Below are 20638 nucleotides of genomic sequence, written 5' to 3'. Positions count from 1 at the left end.
GCGTTTTTACTTTTTCAAAAGACTAAATCGTTACGATTGTTTACCGATTACTTCCAATAACTGCAACTATCAGATAAGGAGATGAAACATACTTGTAAAAAAATATGGCTCGTCCGCAGAATCTGTGGGTAATAAGTAAGGATTAGTAAGAGAAAAGGTGCATTGCCATCCCAAAGGGAGTAAGATGTTTTTTATCAAGAAAGCATCTTAACCCAAAAGGAGAGGCAATGCAGATAAAGACATTATTAAATACGGTAGAGAATTTCAAGTCATTTGTTTACAAAGCAGTCAGTTTCGAGGTCATAAATGGTAGAAAGGCATTAGTAGCAAATATAAAGCCGAGGGTAAATGCCAAGCCTGAATGTTCAGTATGTGGGAAGAGAGTGTCTGGGTATGATACACAGCCGTCCCGGTTATACGAGTATCCGCCATTATGGGGGTTTCAAGTATTTTTCCGATATTCCCCGCGACGCGCCGCCTGTCCAGTGGACGGAATCCATGTAGAGCGAATTCCCTGGTCAGAAGGTAAGGAGCAGATGACCACCACATACAAGGTATTCCTGTCTCGATGGGCTAAACGCCTGAGTTGGAAAGAGACAGCCGAGATATTCAAGTCCAGTTGGGACAGTGTGTATAGGGCAGTGCAGTTTGTAGTTGCCTACGGCCTTGCCCACAGGGACTTGGAGAATATAACGGAAATAGGAATAGACGAGATACAAGTCTGGAGTGGCCACAAGTATTTAACCCTTGTATATCAGCTTGATTCGCATGCCAAAAGGCTTTTATGGAGTGGCCCTGAGCGGAAGGCAAAGACCCTGCGGAAGTTTTTCATGGAGTTAGGTATAGAACGTTGTCTGAGAATCAAATTCGTTTGCAGCGATATGTGGTCGCCGTACCTGAAGGTGATAGCGAAGAAGGCTTCCCAGGCGCTTAATATTCTTGACCGTTTCCACATCATGAAGAAATTCAATGAAGCCATAGACCAGATACGGAGGGAAGAGGTCAAAAAGCTCAAGGATGAAGGCACAGACAATGTTTTGGAAAAGAGCCGTTGGTTACTGTTGAAAAGGCCTGAGAACTTGACAGAAAAGCAAACGGTACGGTTAAGCCAGATAGTTAAGATCAACCTGAGTTCAATAAAGGCATATTTAATGCGTGAAGATTTTCAGCGTTTTTGGGAGTATAAGTATCCGGCGTATGCAGACAGGTTTCTCGAGAACTGGATTACGAGAACCCTAAAAACCAACCTGGAACCTATGAAAAAAGTGGCAAAGATGTTGCGCAATCACAAGCAGCTCATTCTCAACTGGTTCAAGGCTGATGGCAGACTTTCTTCCGGTACGGTTGAGGGGTTTAACCTTAAGGCGAAACTGACTATGAGAAAGGCTTATGGTTATAAATCTCTGGAATGCCTGCAAACAGCCTTGTATCATACTCTTGGTAATTTGCCGGAACCAATACTTACCCACAGATTCTGCGGATGAGGCAAAAATATAATGTAACAAAAAACAAAAACAATTTGAAAAAAGGCAAACCAATTGTGAGGCTGGGACGCAAAGCCATGGGTCTTCAGGAAAGAAGAATGCCAGGTCGCCAAATTCAGTCGGTAAAAGAGTTTATTTAATGTTCACAACATATCTTGCATAGCTTTTGTATGCTTTATCGCGGGTATTGCGGCGGTAACAATGAATCCGGCAATACCCGATCTATGAACTTTAAATAATAAGGTATTTACCTTCTCATTGTGTAACTAAGACCCGGACGTAAGATGCCAATATCTGCCCCGGGTCTTTTTCTTTTGATGAAAGGAGGTTTTTCCGCAAAATGATTTTAATATGCTGCTGAATACTATCAAATCATACCGGTACGGCAGCAAGTATGCTGCATACTTTTCGGTAAATTTTTTTACTACTCTATTATCATGTCTACCACAATGAACAAGAAAATATTAGCACGAAAATTGTTTGCGGAAGGGAAAAAATATGACCGCCTTTTCCCCAATTCGGAACAAGCAATAGATGCTTACAAACAAAGCCTTAAGAGTGATAGTGCCTTCACTGACGCCTATGTAAAACTGGGATTTATCTACCTTGCCAGAAACGATTACGGCGAGGCGCTCCATTATCTGCAAAAAGCAGCCTCATTAGAACCTGATAACGCAGAAACACTTAACAATCTTGGCTATGTTTATGAAAAAATGTTTCGGTTTGCCAGCGCAAAACAAATGTACAAAAAAGCCTTAACAATAAATCCTGAAAATATTGAGGCGCTGGTTAATATTGCTAAAATTCTGGAATTGGAAGGTAACTACAACGGAGCAATAGAACAATATAAAAAGACTATCGCACGCTACCCTGATGCCATTTTTCCGCATTTCTGCCTGGCAGTTCTCTATGATACACATGACATGTTTGACGATGCGATAAGAGAATATGAGCTTGTTTTGGGAAAAGACCCTCATTATGTAAAGGCAATGTTTAATCTGGGAAGTCTTTACGCCCAATTAGGGAATAGCAATGAGGCTATCATGCTTCTGAAACGGGCTTCTGAATTGAATCCGCAGGAAGTAATAATCCTCAACAAACTGGGGGAAATGTATTTATTCATTTCAAATTATTCTGCCGCAGAACAAGCCTTAAAACAATCCATTGCATCAAACCCGTTTCAGGAGGATGTACAGGTGAGTATTATACACGCTCAATATTTACAGTATTGTTCAAATCCCGAAACAGCAAAAAAAGAGGAAATTATCCTCAGAATCCATTTTGTCCTTTCATTGTATTCCTATAATAAAATGTGCCGGGAAATTTTAAACGCTTTGAATTAGCAATACCATTTTGGCGAGTTCAGAGGGGATTTTTATAAATGAATTGGATTGATATAATACTATCTGTAGTCCTTTGTATTTCAGTGATTTTTGGCTTTGTTGACGGACCAATATGCCAAATTCTTAGAATCTGTAGTTTGTTTCTCTCTTTTTGTGTGGCGCTTTTTTACCATGCAGTCATAAGCAACATCTTCTGCAATGTGTTTTCGGTTTCATTGCACAATGTATTGAGTTATTTCATCCTGTTCGGCCTTGCAGCGCTTATAACCACAATTATTTCAGATTTTCCCAAAAACATGGTCGACAATTTGAAAATGGGCGGTTGGTATAATGTATTGTGCGCGGTATTAGGATTTGTTAAAGGGACTATCCTCTGTGGTGCGATCATCTTCGGCATCCTCAATTTATGCTCCATGCCGGCATGCGAAATGGTTTGCACCTCGAAAATAGCAACGGTAATGGGAAATGGAATGCAAAATGTAGCAGCAATTACCTCAAACAATTTTTTTGACCCGTTAAAGAAAAACAGAGGATCAGACAATGCAAAAATGGCAAAGGGTACGGAATTTTAAATTAGGCTGGGTTTGGTAGCAACTTTATTCGGTTATTGCTCTTAATGTCAGAACTCTTAAAGTGTTTTTTTTGTCAGAAAGTACCCAAGTTGATTAATTACCGTGGGAGAGGTGTGAATTCAAGACGCTTTATGTCTGGTGGCACAGGCTTCATATTATTCGATGGCCTTTACTTTGATGTGACGCAGGGCGTAGGAACTAGAAGAACGAATTTTGGGAACAAGCCGGAATTACATTTATTTTGCTTATTATAAATCATTTTGTATAATGCTGTTACGGCTGTCCCCTAAAAAATATAATAAAAACATCCTGGCTTTTGATAACAGAAAATAAAAATTTTATGTCACATACAATCTGCATACTAACCGGCCCCACTGCCAGTGGAAAATCGCAAATAGCCCTGAAAATAGCTGAAAAAACCGGGGCAGAGATTGTTTCCGCCGACTCTATGCTAATTTATCGTGGCATGGATATTGGGACGGAAAAGCCATGCGCTGAGACAAGAACCAAAATTCCCCATTATTTAATAGATATTAGGGAACCGTGGGAAGAATACAGTGTGGGAAATTATATAAAAGACTTTGAAATCATCACGAATAATCTTTATGAACAGGAAAAACCCTTTATTGTTGTCGGCGGCACGGCGCTTTATCTTAAAGCGATCATGGATGGTTTATTTGACGGTCCTCCGGCAAATTGGGAATATCGGAACCGGTTAAAAACAATCGCAAAAGAACAAGGAACAGAGTCTTTATACCATATGCTTGAAACAATTGATCCAAAGACCGCCAGCCGGTTACACTCCAATGATCAGAGAAGGATAATCAGGGCGCTTGAGGTTTTTCAACAAACGGGGATAAGCATTTCTTCTTACCAAACCCAGTTTGGGAATAAAAATCCGAAGTACCATTGCATTGTTGTTGCGATTATGCATGATCGCAAAGAATTGTACCGGCGTATAGAATCGCGCGTGGATGATATGTTTTCGCGGGGTCTTATTGATGAAGTGAAAGCTTTGATAAGTAACCCCCTGGGATTAAGTAAACAAGCTTCTCAAGCGCTTGGATACAAGGAGGTTATTGATTTACTGAAAGGGAATTATTTGCTTCCGGATGCAGTCAATGCAATCAAACAAGGCACGCGCCGGTTAGCAAAAAGGCAAATGACCTGGTTTAGAAGTTTCTCCGATATTCACTGGGTCACGGCAGATTCACCTGAAAATGCCGATTCCCTTGCAGAAAACATCCTGGATTACTTTGCTCTGAAAAATCCTGCACTGAAGAAAACGCTTGCTTGCTGAAAAGACAAAAAATATCTTTTTGAAGATTGTACTCACAAAGCACACCGAGTCCACAATGAAAAAAAGCGCAAAAACGAGGTTTTTACCGGGCAATATGAAAATGATGCATTTATTGAAATCACGAAAACACGCTGATACGTGTAAACCTGCTTTGCAAAAAAGGCCCTCCCTCTTTAAACAGCACAATATAAAAACAGTATTGGGGCTTGATATTGGTAACAATGCATTAAAGGCAGTAAAGATTATTAAAAAAAATAATGAAGTAACCGTTGTGGACTTTGATATCATTGAGTACCCTGCTGCCCTGCCAAATACAAAATTACTGGAATCCCATCACATCAGAGATGCAATTAAAATCTTTCTGTCAAAGCATACTTTCAGTAAAAAAACGGACGTCGTGGTCTCCGTTCCCGGACAGCTTGCCTTGTCAAGATTCAGCACTATTCCTTTAGTGAGCAAAAAGCAATTAAAAAGCCTTGTTTCTTTTGAAGCACAACAGCAGATACCGTTCGACCTTAAAGACGTTGTGTGGGATTATCATCGATTATCCGGGCGAACTCCAAATGAAGAAGGCATCGAAATTGGATTTTTTGCGTCAAAACGGGAAACACTTGATTCCATTATAAACAATATCTCTTTCCCGGAGTTCAACCTGACCGGCATACTTAGTTCACCGTTAGCAATATATAATCTGGTTCTTTTCGATCAACACGTGGAAGGCCCAACCATCATCGTCAACAGAGAGGAAGAAAATACCGACCTTATCATTATTGATCACGCGCACTTCTGGCTGAGAACTATTCCATTACATGAGGTAAATGCAGATTTTGTAAAAGAAATACAACGGTCTATGGAATATTATAAATCCTTGAGCAAAAGCACAGACACTGTCCATTTCGAAAAACTCCTGTTCGTCGGGAATAAATCAAATGATCCGTTATTACAAAAAACCATTCAGGACAATTTCACCTATAAGGTTGAATTATTAAATACTTTAAATAACATAAGAATTTCCCGCACAGTTGATCAAGCCCTTTTCTCCGGTAATTGTGCTTCATTAAGTGTTGCGCTGGGGCTAGCCATTCAAGGCATCGGACTGGGAAAAACAGCGATTAATTTACTGCCTAAAGAGCGAATACTAGCCGCACAAATTGCAAAAATGAAACCCTATGCAGTCGTAGCCCTTGGATGTTTTGCGCTGTTAATAGCCATTCAATACATTGGGCTTCGCACCCATATTTCCAAACTTAACAACGCACGCAATTATCACCAGGCGATGCTGCAAAATGTGAAAAACCTTGAAAACACTTATAAGAACGCTGATAAAATCTTCAATGAAAAAAAGTCCGAACTGGAATTTATATCATCCATAGACCCCGCGCGATTTTTTTGGATTGAATCAACGGAAAAATTACTGGCGTCAATTCCAGACAATGTCTCGATAAACTCCCTGCAATCTTCCTGGATAGACCCTGATGCGTTAAATATCGGCGAAGGCAAAGCGAAGAAAAATCAAAAGGATAGTATCGTGAAAAAATGTCTTCTTATGGGCATAAGAGGAGAAAGCAGAGAACCTGGCATACGTTATATCGAAGAGCATGTTTTACAACCGATTAAGAATCTAACGCTTTCCGGACAAAAAATCGCGGCATTTAAAAATGTAGAACTTGTCCCCAACTCCTGCCGTCAGGTATATTCTGAAGCCGAAGCAACAGAGTGCATCAGCTTTGAAATACGATGGCTGGTAAAATCACAGGAAGAAATTATCGCAGAATCGGAAAAAATGTAACAATTTACGATTTGGGATTTTGAATCGTAAATTGTAAAAAGGCGGAATCAAAAGTATCGTAATACTTTAGTTCTATAAAAAAAACCGCTCGTTCCCAGGTAGCGACAAGGCATGCCTTGTCGCTACCTGGGAACGAGCATTTTTGCTTTTTCTAAAATCCAAACTGTTACAAAGTATCGCTACTGCGACGTTTTTATTTCAGATGCTGCAGCAATTTTTTGATATAGGCAGGTTTCAAATCTGCCTAACCCTTGAAAAATGAAAGAACAACCCTGTCAGGGTTAATGCCGTGCCGATTTTTGTGCAGGACGTAAGAATAAAATGTAGCTGTATTGGTAAATAATAACTGCTAAACAATTAAACGTGAAAAATATTGTATGGATTCCGGCATAAACGACAATCTTGCAAAAGGTGAAAAACATACGGAAAGCGTTCTTTCATCCCTGTACAATTTCTGGACAATTATTGGCGCTGTTTTTCTTGCGATGGTAATTGTTCTTTTTGTTTTCAACTACTCTCTTTTAAAACAACACGCTACTATTCACCACGACCTGGAAAATATGTCATCCATGCTTGAGAGGTATGCCCTGTCAAAAATTACGTACAATAGCAAATGGATACAGGCAAAAGAGGCAGAGACGGATAAATATAATGAGGAAATTGAAAAATGCCGCGCCCTGATACATCGTATGGATAGTCAATTGGAAACATTTTTCTTAAAGAACATTCCAGGAAAGGGAATAGTAAAGATTGAAGATGAAGCCTTATGGAGACAGGAATATTTAAAAAAGGTTTCCCGGTTATTTGCAAAATTAGAAGAAAGCACTATCGGCTTTCATGGATCCGCCTTGCCATTTTATGATTGGGGAACCACTATTCCTACATGGGATGAAATCCTGCCCGAACAAAAAAGATTCTGGATACTTGAAGCGCTGGTCAACGCACTTCTTAAAAATACGGGCGTAATAAATCTGGAAAAAATCTCTTTCAAAACTGCGCCTAACAACAAAGACGATACCCACCTGCCGATTTATTCCACCATCCCCTTAACTATTTCATTAGCGCTTGAAGCAGAACGTTTACCATTTTTATTGAATGATCTCCTCACTGCCAGTATTCCATTTGTTATTGAAAATATAAACATTGAAAGCACCGGCAAAAAAACAGTCGGCATAAATTACAGAAAAAACGACGGCAATCCGATAGAAAATCAGGATACTTTAGCGGCAATGCCAACAATTTCTATTCTTATTGATGCATATGTGATTGACTTTAAAACATAAAGAGCAAACATTTTTTTGAGTACGATGGATATAAGAAATTTACAGATTAAACATAGCGGAAAATGTATTGCAGGCATCATGGTGTTTTGTCTTTCTTATACGATGTTTCACACATTTGTTCTGTTGAATGCAAAAACACACAAAATGGTATCATCTTTGGAAGCGTCATCCGAAGCAATTGAAAGAAAACCTTTGACAAGCAAACCGCCTGAAGTAGAAATATCATTAACAAACGCGCGGGAAATGGAATTACGCTTTACCACGCCTCCCCAGCCAAAAATATTGGAACGGGCGTTTGTTTTTACTCCATCAATAAAAGACCGCCGTGAAGGTATTACTCTCAGGGATTTGCTAAAAAAGAGACGCTATCAGGACGCTTCCCGTCTGACGGTAACGGAAAAAGGTGATACGGAATTTATTTATAAAGGCGGCACAGAAGACCTCGCCTTGATTCAGGTGAGAAAATTATATCGGGATGTTTGGAAAGAAAGCAGCTTTACTGTTTCAAAAGGAATGTCTATCGGTGAAAAGAGGATCATCGGGAAAGAAACTATACCTTTTGATACCCGTTGCAAACTTGTGGAAATTATCCCCTCCGCTCAAAAACCGATTATCATAAAAAGACGCATTCTTCAACAAAATGAAAAAGGCGAATTTGTAGGAACAACCATTATGGAAGAACCGCATATGATTACATCATCCAGTATCTTATTTAAAAACAGGGACGGAGAACTGTACAACCTTTGGGCGGGAGAATTGATAAATTTAGGGACAGAAACGGTATCAACCGGTTTTTCTGAAATACAATGACTGGCAATTAATTGAGTACAACAGGAGAAACAGGTTTGATCTCGTTCCCAGGCTGGAGCCTGGGAACTAGCGTTTTTGTTTTTTCAAAAAACTTAAGTGTTGTCAAAGAATAAAATCCCATATACATCACGCTGGTAAAGGAGAAACTACATGAAAAGTGTATTTGTGTTTACCACTTTTGCCCTTTTGTTTTTTTTGCCCCTTGGCACATATAAAACATGGTCGCAAGATAACGATAGCGCTGAAAATAATTCATCTCTCACAGACAATTACTATCTTAAATCCGCAAAAAAACACCTTGAATTAAATAATTATCAAAGGGCTGTTAATGAACTGACGCTCGCTATTTTATTAGACCCCGGTAACGCGGAAGCGCTAGCACTTAAAAATGAAGCCATTTCGCGCCTCAAAGAAGATGCCGTCTTGCCCGAAACAACGAAGGCGGCAACATCCGTTCCTGCAAAAACAATTGATACATCAGAATTGTTGAAACTAGCACGTGCTGCGGCAGAAAACAACCGCTACGATGACGCTACAGCACTGATAGAACAGGTGCTTGAAACAGAACCTGACAATAAAAGAGCCTTGTACTTTAAAAAGAGGCTGATGGAAATAAAACAAAAAGCACCCGCTGTGACGCCGGAGAAAAAAGACCCTTTAGTCACAAAGAGAAACGCAGAAGAAGCGATAGACAGAAGCGTCAAAAACGAACGTCCTGAATTGCTTAATAAAGAAGGTGAAACCACTTCCACACAAACTGTTTCCGCTGCTGCCAAAAATAAGGAACTATTGCAAATGCCCTATGAAGAAACCCTGGAAATTGCCGAAACATTTTCCGGAGATATGATTACCGGACAGAAACAATATGCTTTAGGTTCTATAGAAAACAGAAGGCATCTGGAACAAGAACTCGATGAAATAGAACCTTACAATGAAGAAGCTTTGTATTACAAAGAAAAGGTAAATATAACAAAGCACAAATCGAATTATGAAAATCTTAAAGCAATCTATTCGCAGGAAAAACTACGAAGCAAGGAATATCTCAAGGAATCATCTGTTCCCTACCAGGATATTATTCGTTTCCCGGATCAAAAACAGTGGGACGGTATTTCAAACCGCAAACTCCCTGAATTATCGGCATCGGTAAAGGAAAACAAGGCCAGGACTGAACTCCTGAGAACAATACCAAATCCCACAGAAATACAATTTTCACAAAAAATTGAAGACGCCTTAAACACCATTATTTCCTTTGAATTTATTGATACATCATTAGAGGACGTCATTGCATTCATTCGGGAAAAAACAAACATAAATATGGTATTTGACGCAGATACGGGGGATGTTCCCATTACGTTAAGATTAAACGAAGTGTCTGTAAAAACCGCGTTGAACTACTTGCTTCCGAAAGGATATGAGTATCTCGTTGAAGGCGACATATTGCATATATACAAACAGAAAATGGAGCTGCGGGTTTATGATGTAAGGGACATATTAATCAACCTCGACGATAAAGAACCCCTTGAATTCGATATCACTGCCGCAACATCCAGCCAGTTAAGCATGACAAGGGGTGAGTCTGCCAGGGTAAGAGACCCTTCTGAAAGAGTATTGGATTTAATAGAGATGCTTGTTACAGCAATCGAACCTTCTTCATGGTCTGCCAATGCCGGAATTATTGGAAATCCTACTACCGGAGTACAACGAAGCATCCGGACAAGCGGGCAGGGAGAAGGGAGCATCACCGCCCGAATGGGGCAACCTGGAGATTTGGTAGTAGTGAACACAACGTTCATTCATAAACAAATTGAAGACGTGCTGGCGTCGCTCAGAACCTCTCAAAATCTGCAGGTAAATATAGAGGCGCGTTTTATTACCGTAACGGATGAGTTTTTAGAGGATATCGGTACAGATATAACCCGGTTTTTCAGTGATAATACATCCGTCAGTACAGGTGCAGCTGATATTGCGGGAGACTTAGGCAGTGGTATTGACCTCAACTTTGCCATATTCGGAAATTCTGCATTAAAAGGTTTTTTGAAGGCGGTGCAGGAAAGTAAAGGGTCGGAAGTGCTCACCTCGCCGCGAATAACGCTTTCAAACACGCAGCGCGGGAATATCGCCGTACTGCAAACCAGAAATTACATTCAGAGCACCACGGTTGAAGACGGGATAGTCACTCCGGTTATCGGCACAGTGCCGGAAGGCACAACGTTTGACGTAAGGCCTATCGTAAGCGCTGACAGAAAATTTGTCTACCTGGAAGTAACCCCTTCTGTCTTTGCTATTGAAGAAATAGAATCCTTTACGTTTAGCGGATTATCAGAAGGGGTGAGTGTTGGTGGAGGCGACGGCACCACTTACATACCTCCAGAACAGACAATACAGCTTCCCAGGTTAAATGTCTCTCAGGTGTCTGTGACCGTATATGTGCCGGATAAAGGCACACTCATGATTGGTGGACTGGGTTCTCTCAGTAATAAGGATGAGACAAGCGGAGTTCCGGTATTATCCAAAATACCCATCATTAAAAGACTGTTTACCCGTGATCAGAAAACACGAAATAAATCGAATCTCATCATCTTGCTAAAACCAACAATCATCATTAAGGAGGAACAGGAAAGGTTTCTCCATCTGACAAATGAAAAATCCTATGTACCTTCTGTTTCAAAGACAAAAAGGCAGTAGGCGCCGAGGATTTTCGCAACTTCTCAGCATGCTTTCTTAGTCGGCAGTTTCCAGTCCTCAATCGGCAATCTGCAATCTGCCGACGGCTGATTGTAGATTGCCGATGCCGGTTGCAACCCTGAACCCGCTTGAGGTAATTATTATGCAAAACCAAAAAGGGTTTTCTCTTATCGAACTGATCGTTGTCATGGCTATCCTGGGCATTGCCACCGGGATAGCAGTGCCTGTTTATAATAATATGAAACCGCAAATAAGGCTGAATGGTGCGGCAAGACAGGTAATGGGAGATCTTATGTGGGCAAGAATGCAGGCAGTCAGTCAAAACAACAGATACAGGATAATTTTTTTGAATGAGTACCAATATCAGATTTTAGATGACGATAATAGTAATGGAACTGCAGATTTAAATGAAAAAATAATAACAAAAGATTTAAATGGAAAATATCCCGGAATAACCTTTAATCCTGTCCCATCACAAAATCCTATATTCGGCACAAATGGTTTATTGCACTGGCCTTTCGGTATTACCATAACCCTGGAAAATCCTCATGGGAAAAAATCTCTTACAATTGCACGTACCGGCCGGGTTAAAATTAATTAATATTTTTTTAAATAAAAAAAATGCTCGATCCTCATGATAATGCAGGTTTTTCTTTAATCGAAATAATGATTTCTATCGCAATCATTGCCATTGGATTATTTGCGGTAATGAGCGTACTCATCATAGTAGTAAAAGGGAATGCCCACAGCAACAAGTCAACTACGGCTGTAACCTTAGCGCAGGATAAGTTAGAGGACTTCAGGAATATGGATTATGATGAAATTACCGGCACATACACCATATACAATAATCCTGACTATTATCTGGAAGTAACTGTTGGCAATGACACTCCTATCGTAAACACAAAAACCGTAGCAGTAAGCGTCTACTGGAATCCTGGAACAAGTACTTCGGTACATAATGTTCAATTAAAAACTATTTTTACACAATAGGAATTCCAATGTCAGTTTTTCGCAACGATAATGAATATGGCTTTACGTTAGTTGAATTGTTAGTAGGTCTTGTCCTTACTGTTATTATTCTGAGTACAGCGGTCAAGTTACTTATTTCACAGCGGAAGGCATTTAGTGTCCAGGAGCAGGTAAGTGAGATGCAGCAATATATCCGGTCAGCCATGGACATAATGACCCGCGAGATCAGAATGGCTGGTTGTATGGTAACAGGTACAAGCACAATCAGGACTTCTGGCACGAGCACAATTACTTTCCTGGGCGATATTGATAGCGACATTGCCGCCACCCTTGTTACTAATGCCAATGCAGGAACAACCGTAGTTTTCGTTAGTTTAACGCCAGATAGTAATTATTCGATAGCAAGCACTGATTATATCTATATTTCCGATGGAAACCGTACAGAAGTTATTCCTTCTGATAGTTCCGCCAGTCATCTGGTAGGTGAACCAGACCCGATTTATTTAAGCTCAGGTTTATTGTATTCATACATTGCAGGGAGTACTACCGTTCGTACCGTGGAAAATGTTACTTTTAGTCATGACACGGCTAATTTAAAGATATATCGAAATAGTCAGCCACTTGCAGAAAATATTGAATTTATTAGTTTAACATACGGTACAAATACCGTCACAGGAGCTACAAACACCGTTACCATTGCTATAACAGGACGTACTGCTAACATCGATCCAAATTATTCCGGAGACGGTTATCGGCGCGGAACTCTCACATCAATTATTAAATTGAGAAATCAATAATGGAATTAAAACAATCCAAAAAAAAGTTTTCTCTAAACGTGATGGGTGGACAGGACAAGGGATTAGTCCTTATTGTTGTTCTTGCATTAATAGCAATTTTAGCCATAGTAAGCACAGTCGCTGTTTACACAACCACAACAGATATTAAAATAAGCGGAAATTACAAGACCAGCGTCCAGGCATTCTATGTGGCGGAGGCGGGGATATATGATGGAATTGGCCGATTAATGAATGGCAACATATCAGATGATGGAGCAAAGACAGACCCGGATTGGAACGTTGCAGGTTCTTCTACCGGTTTTAACAATAGTTTCACCGTAACACATCAGGTTATTGACAGCAGTGTTGTGACGGATGACGGAGGCACTCCCCTTTTTCTGATTACATCAACGGGTTCCAGCTCGTCTTCAATAAAGCAAATAGAAGCTGTTGTTCGCCTCGTGTATGCGCTTCCTTTCACAAAGGCATTGGAGGGATGCGACGGTGTAACAATAGAAAGCAATGGTTTTACCGATAGTTATGATTCTGACCTTGGAACTTATGATTCACAGGTAATTCCCGTTGGTACCAGGAAGGACAACCAAAATAATGCATGGGCAAGGGATAAAGGAAATGTAGGTACCGCCAATGCCGGTGCCGATATAACTGTCGATGGCAATGCACAGGTACATGGAAATGCCAGGGCAACAAGATATGTTGGGGCATCCGGAACGGGTTCTCCTGTAACGGGACTGGGAACCCCGGCAAATCTTACCGGATATAGAGGCTCTCCGGACACCACCGGCGTTAATGCCGTTATTTATGGAATCCCCACCGAAAATAATCCACCCACCGATTGTGACCCATTAGATACCGCGACTATTTTTGATGAAGCAGATGATATTGTGGACAGCAATAACAATGCTGAGATAGTCAATCTTTCCACCAACAATCCTTATAATTCATCTAATAAGGCATTCAGCCTTAGTAGTAACGATGCGTTTTCTCTTGGAAGTCCCGGACAGACCAGGAATTATCATTTCAACAGTTTTGAACTCAATTCCAATTCAACATTAACCATAAATGGAAGTGTAACTTTTTATGTAAGCGGGGACTTTGAAGACGCTAGCAATAGCAGTTTGACATTGAGTAGCGGTTCAACGTTGGCTGTTTATGTTACAGGCGAGTTAGATATCTCATCCAATACCATTGTTAATCCGGGGGCGCCGACAGACCTTATGATATATTCTTCTGCCGCATCTTCCAGTAACAGTGACTATAAGATCAGCATAAGCTCAAATTCTACTATAACCGGCGCTATCTATGCCCCTAACGCTGCAATTGACATTAGCTCAAATTCCGATTCGCTGGGAGCAATCAGGGGAAAATACATAAAGAGCCGTTCAAACGCAAAATTCCATTACGATGAAGCTTTTGGAAGGTTGGAAGGGTATCCTGTTTTAGGCTATGAAATTATTTCCTGGAGCGAAATTAATTGAGGGCCTTTCATGATTATCACGTTGGACGGAATTCCGGGGACTCCATGCTTAGTTATTTAAATTAGACTGCCTTTGGCGGCTTTCTCAATGTAGAGCGACGAGGCTCGTCGCTCTACAATTGCAACCTTGAATTTACTTATCATTAAATTAGGTTGGGTTTTTAAAAGACAAAAACCCAACGGTATCCATTTTTACCCACCCCTGTCCCCTCCCCAATAGGGGAATTTGCTGTAGAGATGCACAGCCGTGCATCTCTACTTTCACCGGGATTCCACAAATTTTCCCTTTAAAGAGAGTTTATAGAGTTGACGATAAAGGCTGTCTTTTTTTAATAATTCCTCATGAGTACCCTCTTCTATAATTTCTCCCCTGTTTAATTCAATTATCTTATCACAATGAAGTATGGTTGATAGCCGGTGTGCAATTAAAATAGATGTTTTGCCTTTTGTAATTTTATGCATCGCTTCCTGGATAAAAACTTCTGAAATGGGGTCCATGCTGGAAGTCGCCTCGTCCAGAATGATAATTTGAGGGTCGTACAGAATAATCCTTGATAGTGAAATAAATTGCCGCTCCCCTACCGAAAGATTTGCCCCCCGCTCTGAAATTTTCGTATCCAATCCATCTTGCATTCGATTAATAAACGGCATTAAACCTAAAGAATTAATTATGGACAACAATTCGGAATCCTCCATATGCCTGAACAACGTAATATTTTCCCGCAACGTGCCCGAAAACAAAAAAACATCCTGACTGATATATCCAATCATGTACCTCAACCCAATCTTCTCAATTTTTTTAATATCAATCCCATCAATAAAAATCGCCCCCTTCTGAATTTCATAAAACCGTGTCAACACATTGGCAATAGACGTTTTGCCGCTTCCGGTTACGCCTACTAACGCAACAGACTGGCCATGTTTTACCTGAAAGGAAATATTCTTCAATACAAAATCGCTGTCGTTATAAGCAAACCAGACATTACGAAAGATTATATCTCCCTTAAATTCCTTTTTTGGGATTTCCCTGTAGGGATTTGCAATACTATAATCCGGTTCCTGCTGTTCTTCCATTAAACCGAATACACGCTCTGAAGAAGCCATTGCCCCTTGAAAAATGTTATACTTTTCAATTATATCCCTTATCGGATCAAATAAATTTTGAACATACGTCAGAAATGTCACTAAAACTCCCAAAGTAAGAACACCATCCAGGTATCTCATTCCTCCATACCATAAAATAATGGCAATGGTAAAGCCGCTCACCATGTGGATTGATGGCTGAAAAATTGCAAAGTATGTAATGTACTTTGATTGTTCCTTCAAATTGTCATCACTGATTTCTCCAAATATCTTATAATTCTTCCCTTCCCGGTTGAAAAGTTGAATCACTTTCATCCCCGTAATATTTTCATTTAGATAAGAGTTTATCTGCGCAAGTTTGCGGCGTATTTCACGAAACGAGTTTTTCATACGGGCGCCGAACCAGCATGCCAATATTATCATTATTGGAAATGCCAAAAGACTCAACAACCCAAGCTGTACATCCAGGAGAAACATTGCGACAATAATCCCTGCTATTATGAACAGGTCTCCTATTACGGTGATAACGCCCACAGAAAAAAGCTCGCTGATGGAAGCAATGTCATTTGTCAACCGCGTAACAATTCTGCCCACAGGATTTTTGTCGAAAAACGAGACCGGCAATGAGTGGATGTGGCGAAAGAGTTCCATGCGCATATCCATTGTTACTTTTTGCCCAATCATTTGTAAATTATAGCTCTGAATTACTATTAACAATAGCCGTACCGTTTTTATTCCAAACAACGCAATTGCCATTTTGTATAATAGCGATATATCCCCATTGACAATACCATGGTCAATCGTATAACCAAAAAGATACGGTCCCATTAAAAAAAGAATTGTACCTGCAATAACAATGAAGAGCGATAATATGCCCAATGCCTTATAGCGTAAAATATAAGAAAACAGTTTTCTTATCACAACCCTGTTAAAACCCCTCGTTGGCGTCCTGTCTTTGCTGAAATAGTCTTTATTTTGCATATTCACGTATTGCTTTTAAATAAAATATTTTGTAACAATAAATTAGACCTTCGGCAACTGGTATTGGATTACACTCCACCCCTTCCCTCCACGTTTACGCTAACCTTTAACCACTCCAAACGCCGTGGGTTCAGGGAGGGGCGGGACGGAGAAAGGACAAAATTGTTTATGAGGAAGAGGAATATGTTTGAAAATGGCATACATTATGTTCTTTTATCCGCTCTATCGTTGCTTTCGTTCACTTCATGTCCAAACGTTGCCTTGCCTGCTGAAAACCGGCTATGCTCTCTGCCGCAGGAAGGCTCTGTATGCCTTGTTGCTGCAGTTTGTTCCGCGCCTTACGGCAGTTCCCCTTCCTGAAGTTTACCGTTGGAGGAACGTCAGTTGAGCCACTCGCACACCTTCCACGACAGGGCCCGCCTGGAAATGTCAGGCATCCCGGCAATCGCTGTACCTATTCGATCAAGGATTCCAATAGAAAATTCTTGTCCACATATTCTCATAGTGAACAGTATAAACATTTTCACTCCCGGTGTTAAGCGCGTATTATGATCAGGCTTGGAGGGGGGTAGGGGGGAGGATTGAAATTTAGCATTTCGGATTTCACCATTTGTTTTTGACTGGCTTAATAGAATAAACCGGATATTTCCTTATCCTCTGCGATTAAAATATTTTTTCAATCTGTTTTTTGATATTTCCTGCTTCGGTAGCAAGATGGTAATGATGTTCCGGTGAGAATCTTTCTATGGCTTCAGCAATCCGTCCCAGACATTCCATCGCAAACAGATAAACCCCTTTTCTCGGCGCTTCGTGTCCAACGCTTTCAACCCATACTTCACAAGATGATATTCGTACCTGCGCCTTGAGGGCCAGAAGTATTAAATAATGCTCCAGAGGAGAACGCATTTGATGTTCTTCTTTTTTGCTTTCTTTATCCTGACGGAGATAGTCCTGTTTCAGGCATTTAAAAAGGTTGTGTACAAAAGGCTTAAGCAGACTGTAAACCGGATCGTCTTCAAAATCCTTGCGGTAAAATTCCGAATCGTCAAAGGACGATTCATGTGTGAATTTATTCCAATCGCATAGTTCCGGCAGGGAACTAGCCCACGGTTCAGGTGGCTCTTCTTCCATTTCCTCGTAACGGAGGTCTACAACTCTGACTTCATAATCTTCATCACCATCCTCTTCTCTTATGTCCGGAATCAATGAAATGTCTAAAAACCTTTCCGGGTGTTCGGGGTTGAAGGCTGCGTCCCTCTTTTTCATCAGTTCATAAGCGATGAACTGTTTTTCCATCATCTTGTCCCTTTGTGCGCTTTCTTCCATCATAAGTTGCATACCTTTTTCAAGGCTTGCCACTGAAAGTCCTTCGGCGTCAACCACAGCAATGATGGGTTCTTCTAGCGTGAGTTTATCACAAAATAAGGCATGAAGCAACGTAACATAAATACAGTCAATGCGTTAAGCACAACATCAATTGTATACACTGAGTCCTTGAAGTTTCAGCCGATGTTTGTGGAAATCCATAATGCCTAACGCATTCATCAACAGAGATTCCTTGTCGGACATTTCTTCCAATTTGTAGGTAGCCTTAACTCTCCCTCTGGCCTTTGTTTCTTCAAGCATAGCAGAAAGCCTTATATTATTAAGGGTGTCTAACAGGGTATCTAACGTTCCACTAAATTGTGCGTGCGCTTTTGCCTGATACCACACAATCGCCGCCATTAGGTATCCGAGGACGCAAATAAAAAAATGCACCCTGATTTTCTGATCCGTCCAGTGAAATTGCGGTTTTAAAGCAAGGTGATAGGGGTTCTTGAGATTTCTAAAGGCATGTTCAATTTTTGATTGCCCATAGTAGGCTTTTATAATGTCCGCGGTATCCCAATCGTGATGGTCTGTCATAAGAATCCTGAACCCCAGTTCCCCTTCTATTTCTTCGAGCTTTTTCTGGTCGATTGAAAAATTCAATTGAAACTTGCCTTCAGATACCTCTTTTAACGACCAATCGATAACATCCTTCGCAAATTGACATTTCACTACACTTCTTATCGTATCCTCCAGACCCTCTTTGTCCCGCATCTTTCCCTTTGGATTACACAGATGCTGCTGTAAGAGCTTTAACTGATGTTCTGCCTTTTCCAGAGACTGAGACATTCCCCTTAATTGCCCAACCTTTAATTTCTCGGAAATAAATACGACAACGGTTCTTTCCTGCCCCCAAATAACCCGTTTGTCATGGTACACCTGTATCTTACTGCCGTCAACGTCATATTCCCTGAAATTACACATGGCATCCCCTACCAACTGCTTGTGATGATACGGTGTAAGCGCTCCAACGTAATGCAATGCCAATCTCTCTACAATAGCCATATTGTCCATGGAATTGTTTCCACGATCAAAAACAATAGTGTGCTTTTTGCTGTCGAAACCTAATCCGGTCATCCTGTCTTTTATCGTCTCAAGAACCGCGCTGAACACCTTTGCATCCGCCATGTTCCCCTGATAGGTATGGTGAAACAACGGTATCATGTCGTTACGTGTAACGACCATCGCCAACCCGACCTGCCTGAGATCGTATCGCTTTTGTTTGTTTTTCCCCCGCCGGGCAATAGTGCATCGCAGATTAGTTGTGTCGATATACGTGAAAAAATTGGTTGTATCAAAAAACAGTGTGTCGCTTTGAAGGTTGTATGTTTTAAATGTCTTTTCAATTAATTCGCGCTCGATTTCTGCAATGGATTCTTCAGGAAGTGCATCCATCAAATCCCAGAAATGCTGACTGTCTATTTTACTCAAGCTGTGTCTGAGTAAGTATTCGGCAGTAGTCGTCTTTGCCCAATCCCACCATCCTCTTTTGCTGGTAGGCACACACACTCTCCCCACGGCACCCAACAAGAGGGTACTTCCGGCGGTCAGATTATTTCGAACAGGTTTTTTAGCACAATACTGCCGTGGCGACTTTATATATTTATTAATCACGGAAGGGACGTCCAGGGCATTGGCCACACTTAGCAATGCGGCTACCGCGCCATGTGAATAAGATTTGAGCCGTAATTTTTCGGTAAGACCTTGCAGTTGTTTTAATAAATCGTCTGCCTTGCCAAGATAGGCCAGGACGATGGGCCTGGGCTTGCCGTTAACGCGCCGCGATTCGACAATATACCAATATTTATAACCTCTGGAGTTTTTAGATTGAATGGTAGCCATGGCTATTAGTTGTTAGTGTATACGTAATAGATTAATACTCCGTGTATAATAGTATATACAGGCATATAATGCAATATAAATATAGTATTATTCAGTGTATACATAATTTTTTAGACAAAAAAAGTCGCAACCCGATACAAATCATTGGATTGCAACTTGATGTCTTTGTCTTACACCTTATTTCGTGATAAACTCACGCTAGTCTGGCTTGTTCCATGTAATAATCCAGCCAGCATTCAGGCGACCACGATGTATCGGCCTCCGGTTCACTGGGTCTTATTCGTCTGTTTTCCCTGAAACCTTCAAGCATATTAAGGAAAATTTGAAAGTCTGGCGCAATTCTCGCTATGTCGCTAAGGAAACGGATGCCGGATTGAGATTTTTGGGAGGAAAGCTTGTCCATCTTTGACAGGACGTTACTGAGTAAATTGATTGCGTCTTCAACATCATCCCGAAGATAATAGGTCAATATACTATTTATGCCTTCTTTTAACACCTGTAAACTTTCTATGATTATTGTGACATTTTCACATTCTCTGCACTTAGATATATCTTCCTCAAGGCGGTTGAAAACACAGGGTATGAGGAGCATCAACCGGTCAGGGCCAGGGAGGCGGCCGATTCCGTCCCGCGGGTCATCCGGGTCATGGAAAATATTTTCATCTGCCTTGCGGAAGAAATCATCGAGTTCGGCAAAAACAACCCTTGTTTTTGATATTTCTGTAAGCACTTGTTTGTAACCGGTTATATTTTGTCTATTCATCTGTATCAAATATTTTATACTCTCACGAAATTCTTCCGCAAATTTAACAAATTCAGCGGAATCTTCAAAATACAATTCTATAAATTCCA

17 protein-coding genes and 1 riboswitch are annotated in these 20638 nt (G+C 40.7%); of the genes, 13 read left to right on the top strand and 4 right to left on the bottom strand.

Translation table 11 applies throughout. From position 1 onward, the window contains the following. Positions 1–227 precede the first annotated feature (227 nt). From KSMBR1_RS12640 to KSMBR1_RS12585, 12 genes are all read left to right on the top strand, one after another. Positions 228–1484 (top strand): ISL3 family transposase, encoded by a 1257-nt coding sequence (locus KSMBR1_RS12640; RefSeq protein ID WP_099325661.1) that lies wholly within the window; start codon positions 228–230, stop codon positions 1482–1484. Between the two features lie 34 nt (positions 1485–1518). Beyond that, positions 1519–1598, top strand: a riboswitch (cyclic di-GMP riboswitch). Positions 1599–1933: 335 nt separating this feature from the next. Continuing rightward, positions 1934–2827 carry a tetratricopeptide repeat protein gene (locus KSMBR1_RS12635; protein ID WP_164995531.1) on the top strand — a complete coding sequence of 298 codons (894 nt, stop codon included), beginning with the start codon at positions 1934–1936 and terminating at the stop codon, positions 2825–2827. A gap of 38 nt (positions 2828–2865) precedes the next feature. Continuing rightward, positions 2866–3399 carry a CvpA family protein gene (locus KSMBR1_RS12630; RefSeq protein ID WP_099325659.1) on the top strand — a complete coding sequence of 178 codons (534 nt, stop codon included), beginning with the start codon at positions 2866–2868 and terminating at the stop codon, positions 3397–3399. A 340-nt stretch (positions 3400–3739) separates the two neighbouring features. Continuing rightward, on the top strand, positions 3740–4699 hold the full coding sequence (gene miaA, locus KSMBR1_RS12625) for a tRNA (adenosine(37)-N6)-dimethylallyltransferase MiaA (protein WP_099325658.1): 960 nt from the start codon (positions 3740–3742) through the stop codon (positions 4697–4699). A gap of 100 nt (positions 4700–4799) precedes the next feature. Beyond that, positions 4800–6488 carry a pilus assembly protein PilM gene (gene pilM / locus KSMBR1_RS12620; RefSeq protein WP_169704205.1) on the top strand — a complete coding sequence of 563 codons (1689 nt, stop codon included), beginning with the start codon at positions 4800–4802 and terminating at the stop codon, positions 6486–6488. 377 nt (positions 6489–6865) lie between these two features. Then, complete coding sequence (locus KSMBR1_RS12615) at positions 6866–7771, top strand: hypothetical protein (RefSeq protein WP_099325656.1); 906 nt, start codon at positions 6866–6868, stop codon at positions 7769–7771. A gap of 15 nt (positions 7772–7786) precedes the next feature. Then, positions 7787–8581 (top strand): hypothetical protein, encoded by a 795-nt coding sequence (locus tag KSMBR1_RS12610; protein WP_172953486.1) that lies wholly within the window; start codon positions 7787–7789, stop codon positions 8579–8581. Positions 8582–8731: 150 nt separating this feature from the next. Further along, on the top strand, positions 8732–11266 hold the full coding sequence (locus tag KSMBR1_RS12605; protein WP_099325654.1) for a hypothetical protein: 2535 nt from the start codon (positions 8732–8734) through the stop codon (positions 11264–11266). Between the two features lie 103 nt (positions 11267–11369). After that, positions 11370–11867 (top strand): GspH/FimT family pseudopilin, encoded by a 498-nt coding sequence (locus KSMBR1_RS12600; protein WP_099325653.1) that lies wholly within the window; start codon positions 11370–11372, stop codon positions 11865–11867. Between the two features lie 20 nt (positions 11868–11887). Next, positions 11888–12259: a prepilin-type N-terminal cleavage/methylation domain-containing protein gene (locus KSMBR1_RS12595; RefSeq protein WP_099325652.1), complete on the top strand. Its 372-nt coding sequence runs from the start codon at positions 11888–11890 to the stop codon at positions 12257–12259. Between the two features lie 8 nt (positions 12260–12267). Continuing rightward, positions 12268–13035 (top strand): PilW family protein, encoded by a 768-nt coding sequence (locus KSMBR1_RS12590; RefSeq protein ID WP_099325651.1) that lies wholly within the window; start codon positions 12268–12270, stop codon positions 13033–13035. Next, positions 13035–14513 carry a pilus assembly PilX family protein gene (locus KSMBR1_RS12585; RefSeq protein ID WP_099325650.1) on the top strand — a complete coding sequence of 493 codons (1479 nt, stop codon included), beginning with the start codon at positions 13035–13037 and terminating at the stop codon, positions 14511–14513. The genes KSMBR1_RS12590 and KSMBR1_RS12585 overlap by 1 nt, the downstream gene beginning before the upstream one ends. Before the next feature lie 260 nt (positions 14514–14773). Here KSMBR1_RS12585 and KSMBR1_RS12580 read toward each other — a convergent pair whose 3' ends face one another. After that, positions 14774–16576 carry an ABC transporter ATP-binding protein gene (locus KSMBR1_RS12580; protein ID WP_099325649.1) on the bottom strand — a complete coding sequence of 601 codons (1803 nt, stop codon included), beginning with the start codon at positions 16574–16576 and terminating at the stop codon, positions 14774–14776. Positions 16577–16759: 183 nt separating this feature from the next. On the opposite strand from KSMBR1_RS12580, the gene KSMBR1_RS21610 reads away from it, so the two are divergent. After that, the gene (locus KSMBR1_RS21610) at positions 16760–16936 is read left to right on the top strand and encodes a hypothetical protein (protein ID WP_164995541.1); all 177 of its coding nucleotides are present in this window, start codon (positions 16760–16762) and stop codon (positions 16934–16936) included. A 303-nt stretch (positions 16937–17239) separates the two neighbouring features. On the opposite strand, the gene KSMBR1_RS12570 is transcribed toward KSMBR1_RS21610, so the two are convergent. The 3 genes from KSMBR1_RS12570 to KSMBR1_RS12560 form a co-directional block, all read right to left on the bottom strand. Next, entirely contained in the window at positions 17240–17959 is a 720-nt protein-coding gene (locus KSMBR1_RS12570) for a hypothetical protein (RefSeq protein WP_099325647.1), read from the bottom strand. 90 nt (positions 17960–18049) lie between these two features. Next, positions 18050–19786, bottom strand: coding sequence for an IS1634 family transposase (locus KSMBR1_RS12565; RefSeq protein ID WP_099323573.1), 1737 nt, complete (start codon positions 19784–19786; stop codon positions 18050–18052). Positions 19787–19979: 193 nt separating this feature from the next. Then, positions 19980–20624, bottom strand: coding sequence for a hypothetical protein (locus tag KSMBR1_RS12560; RefSeq protein ID WP_157820576.1), 645 nt, complete (start codon positions 20622–20624; stop codon positions 19980–19982). Positions 20625–20638 lie beyond the last annotated feature (14 nt).

Source organism: Candidatus Kuenenia stuttgartiensis (assembly GCF_900232105.1).
In the GTDB taxonomy this organism is placed as follows: domain Bacteria; phylum Planctomycetota; class Brocadiia; order Brocadiales; family Brocadiaceae; genus Kuenenia; species Kuenenia stuttgartiensis_A.
This window is presented reverse-complemented; position numbering and strand designations above follow the sequence as displayed.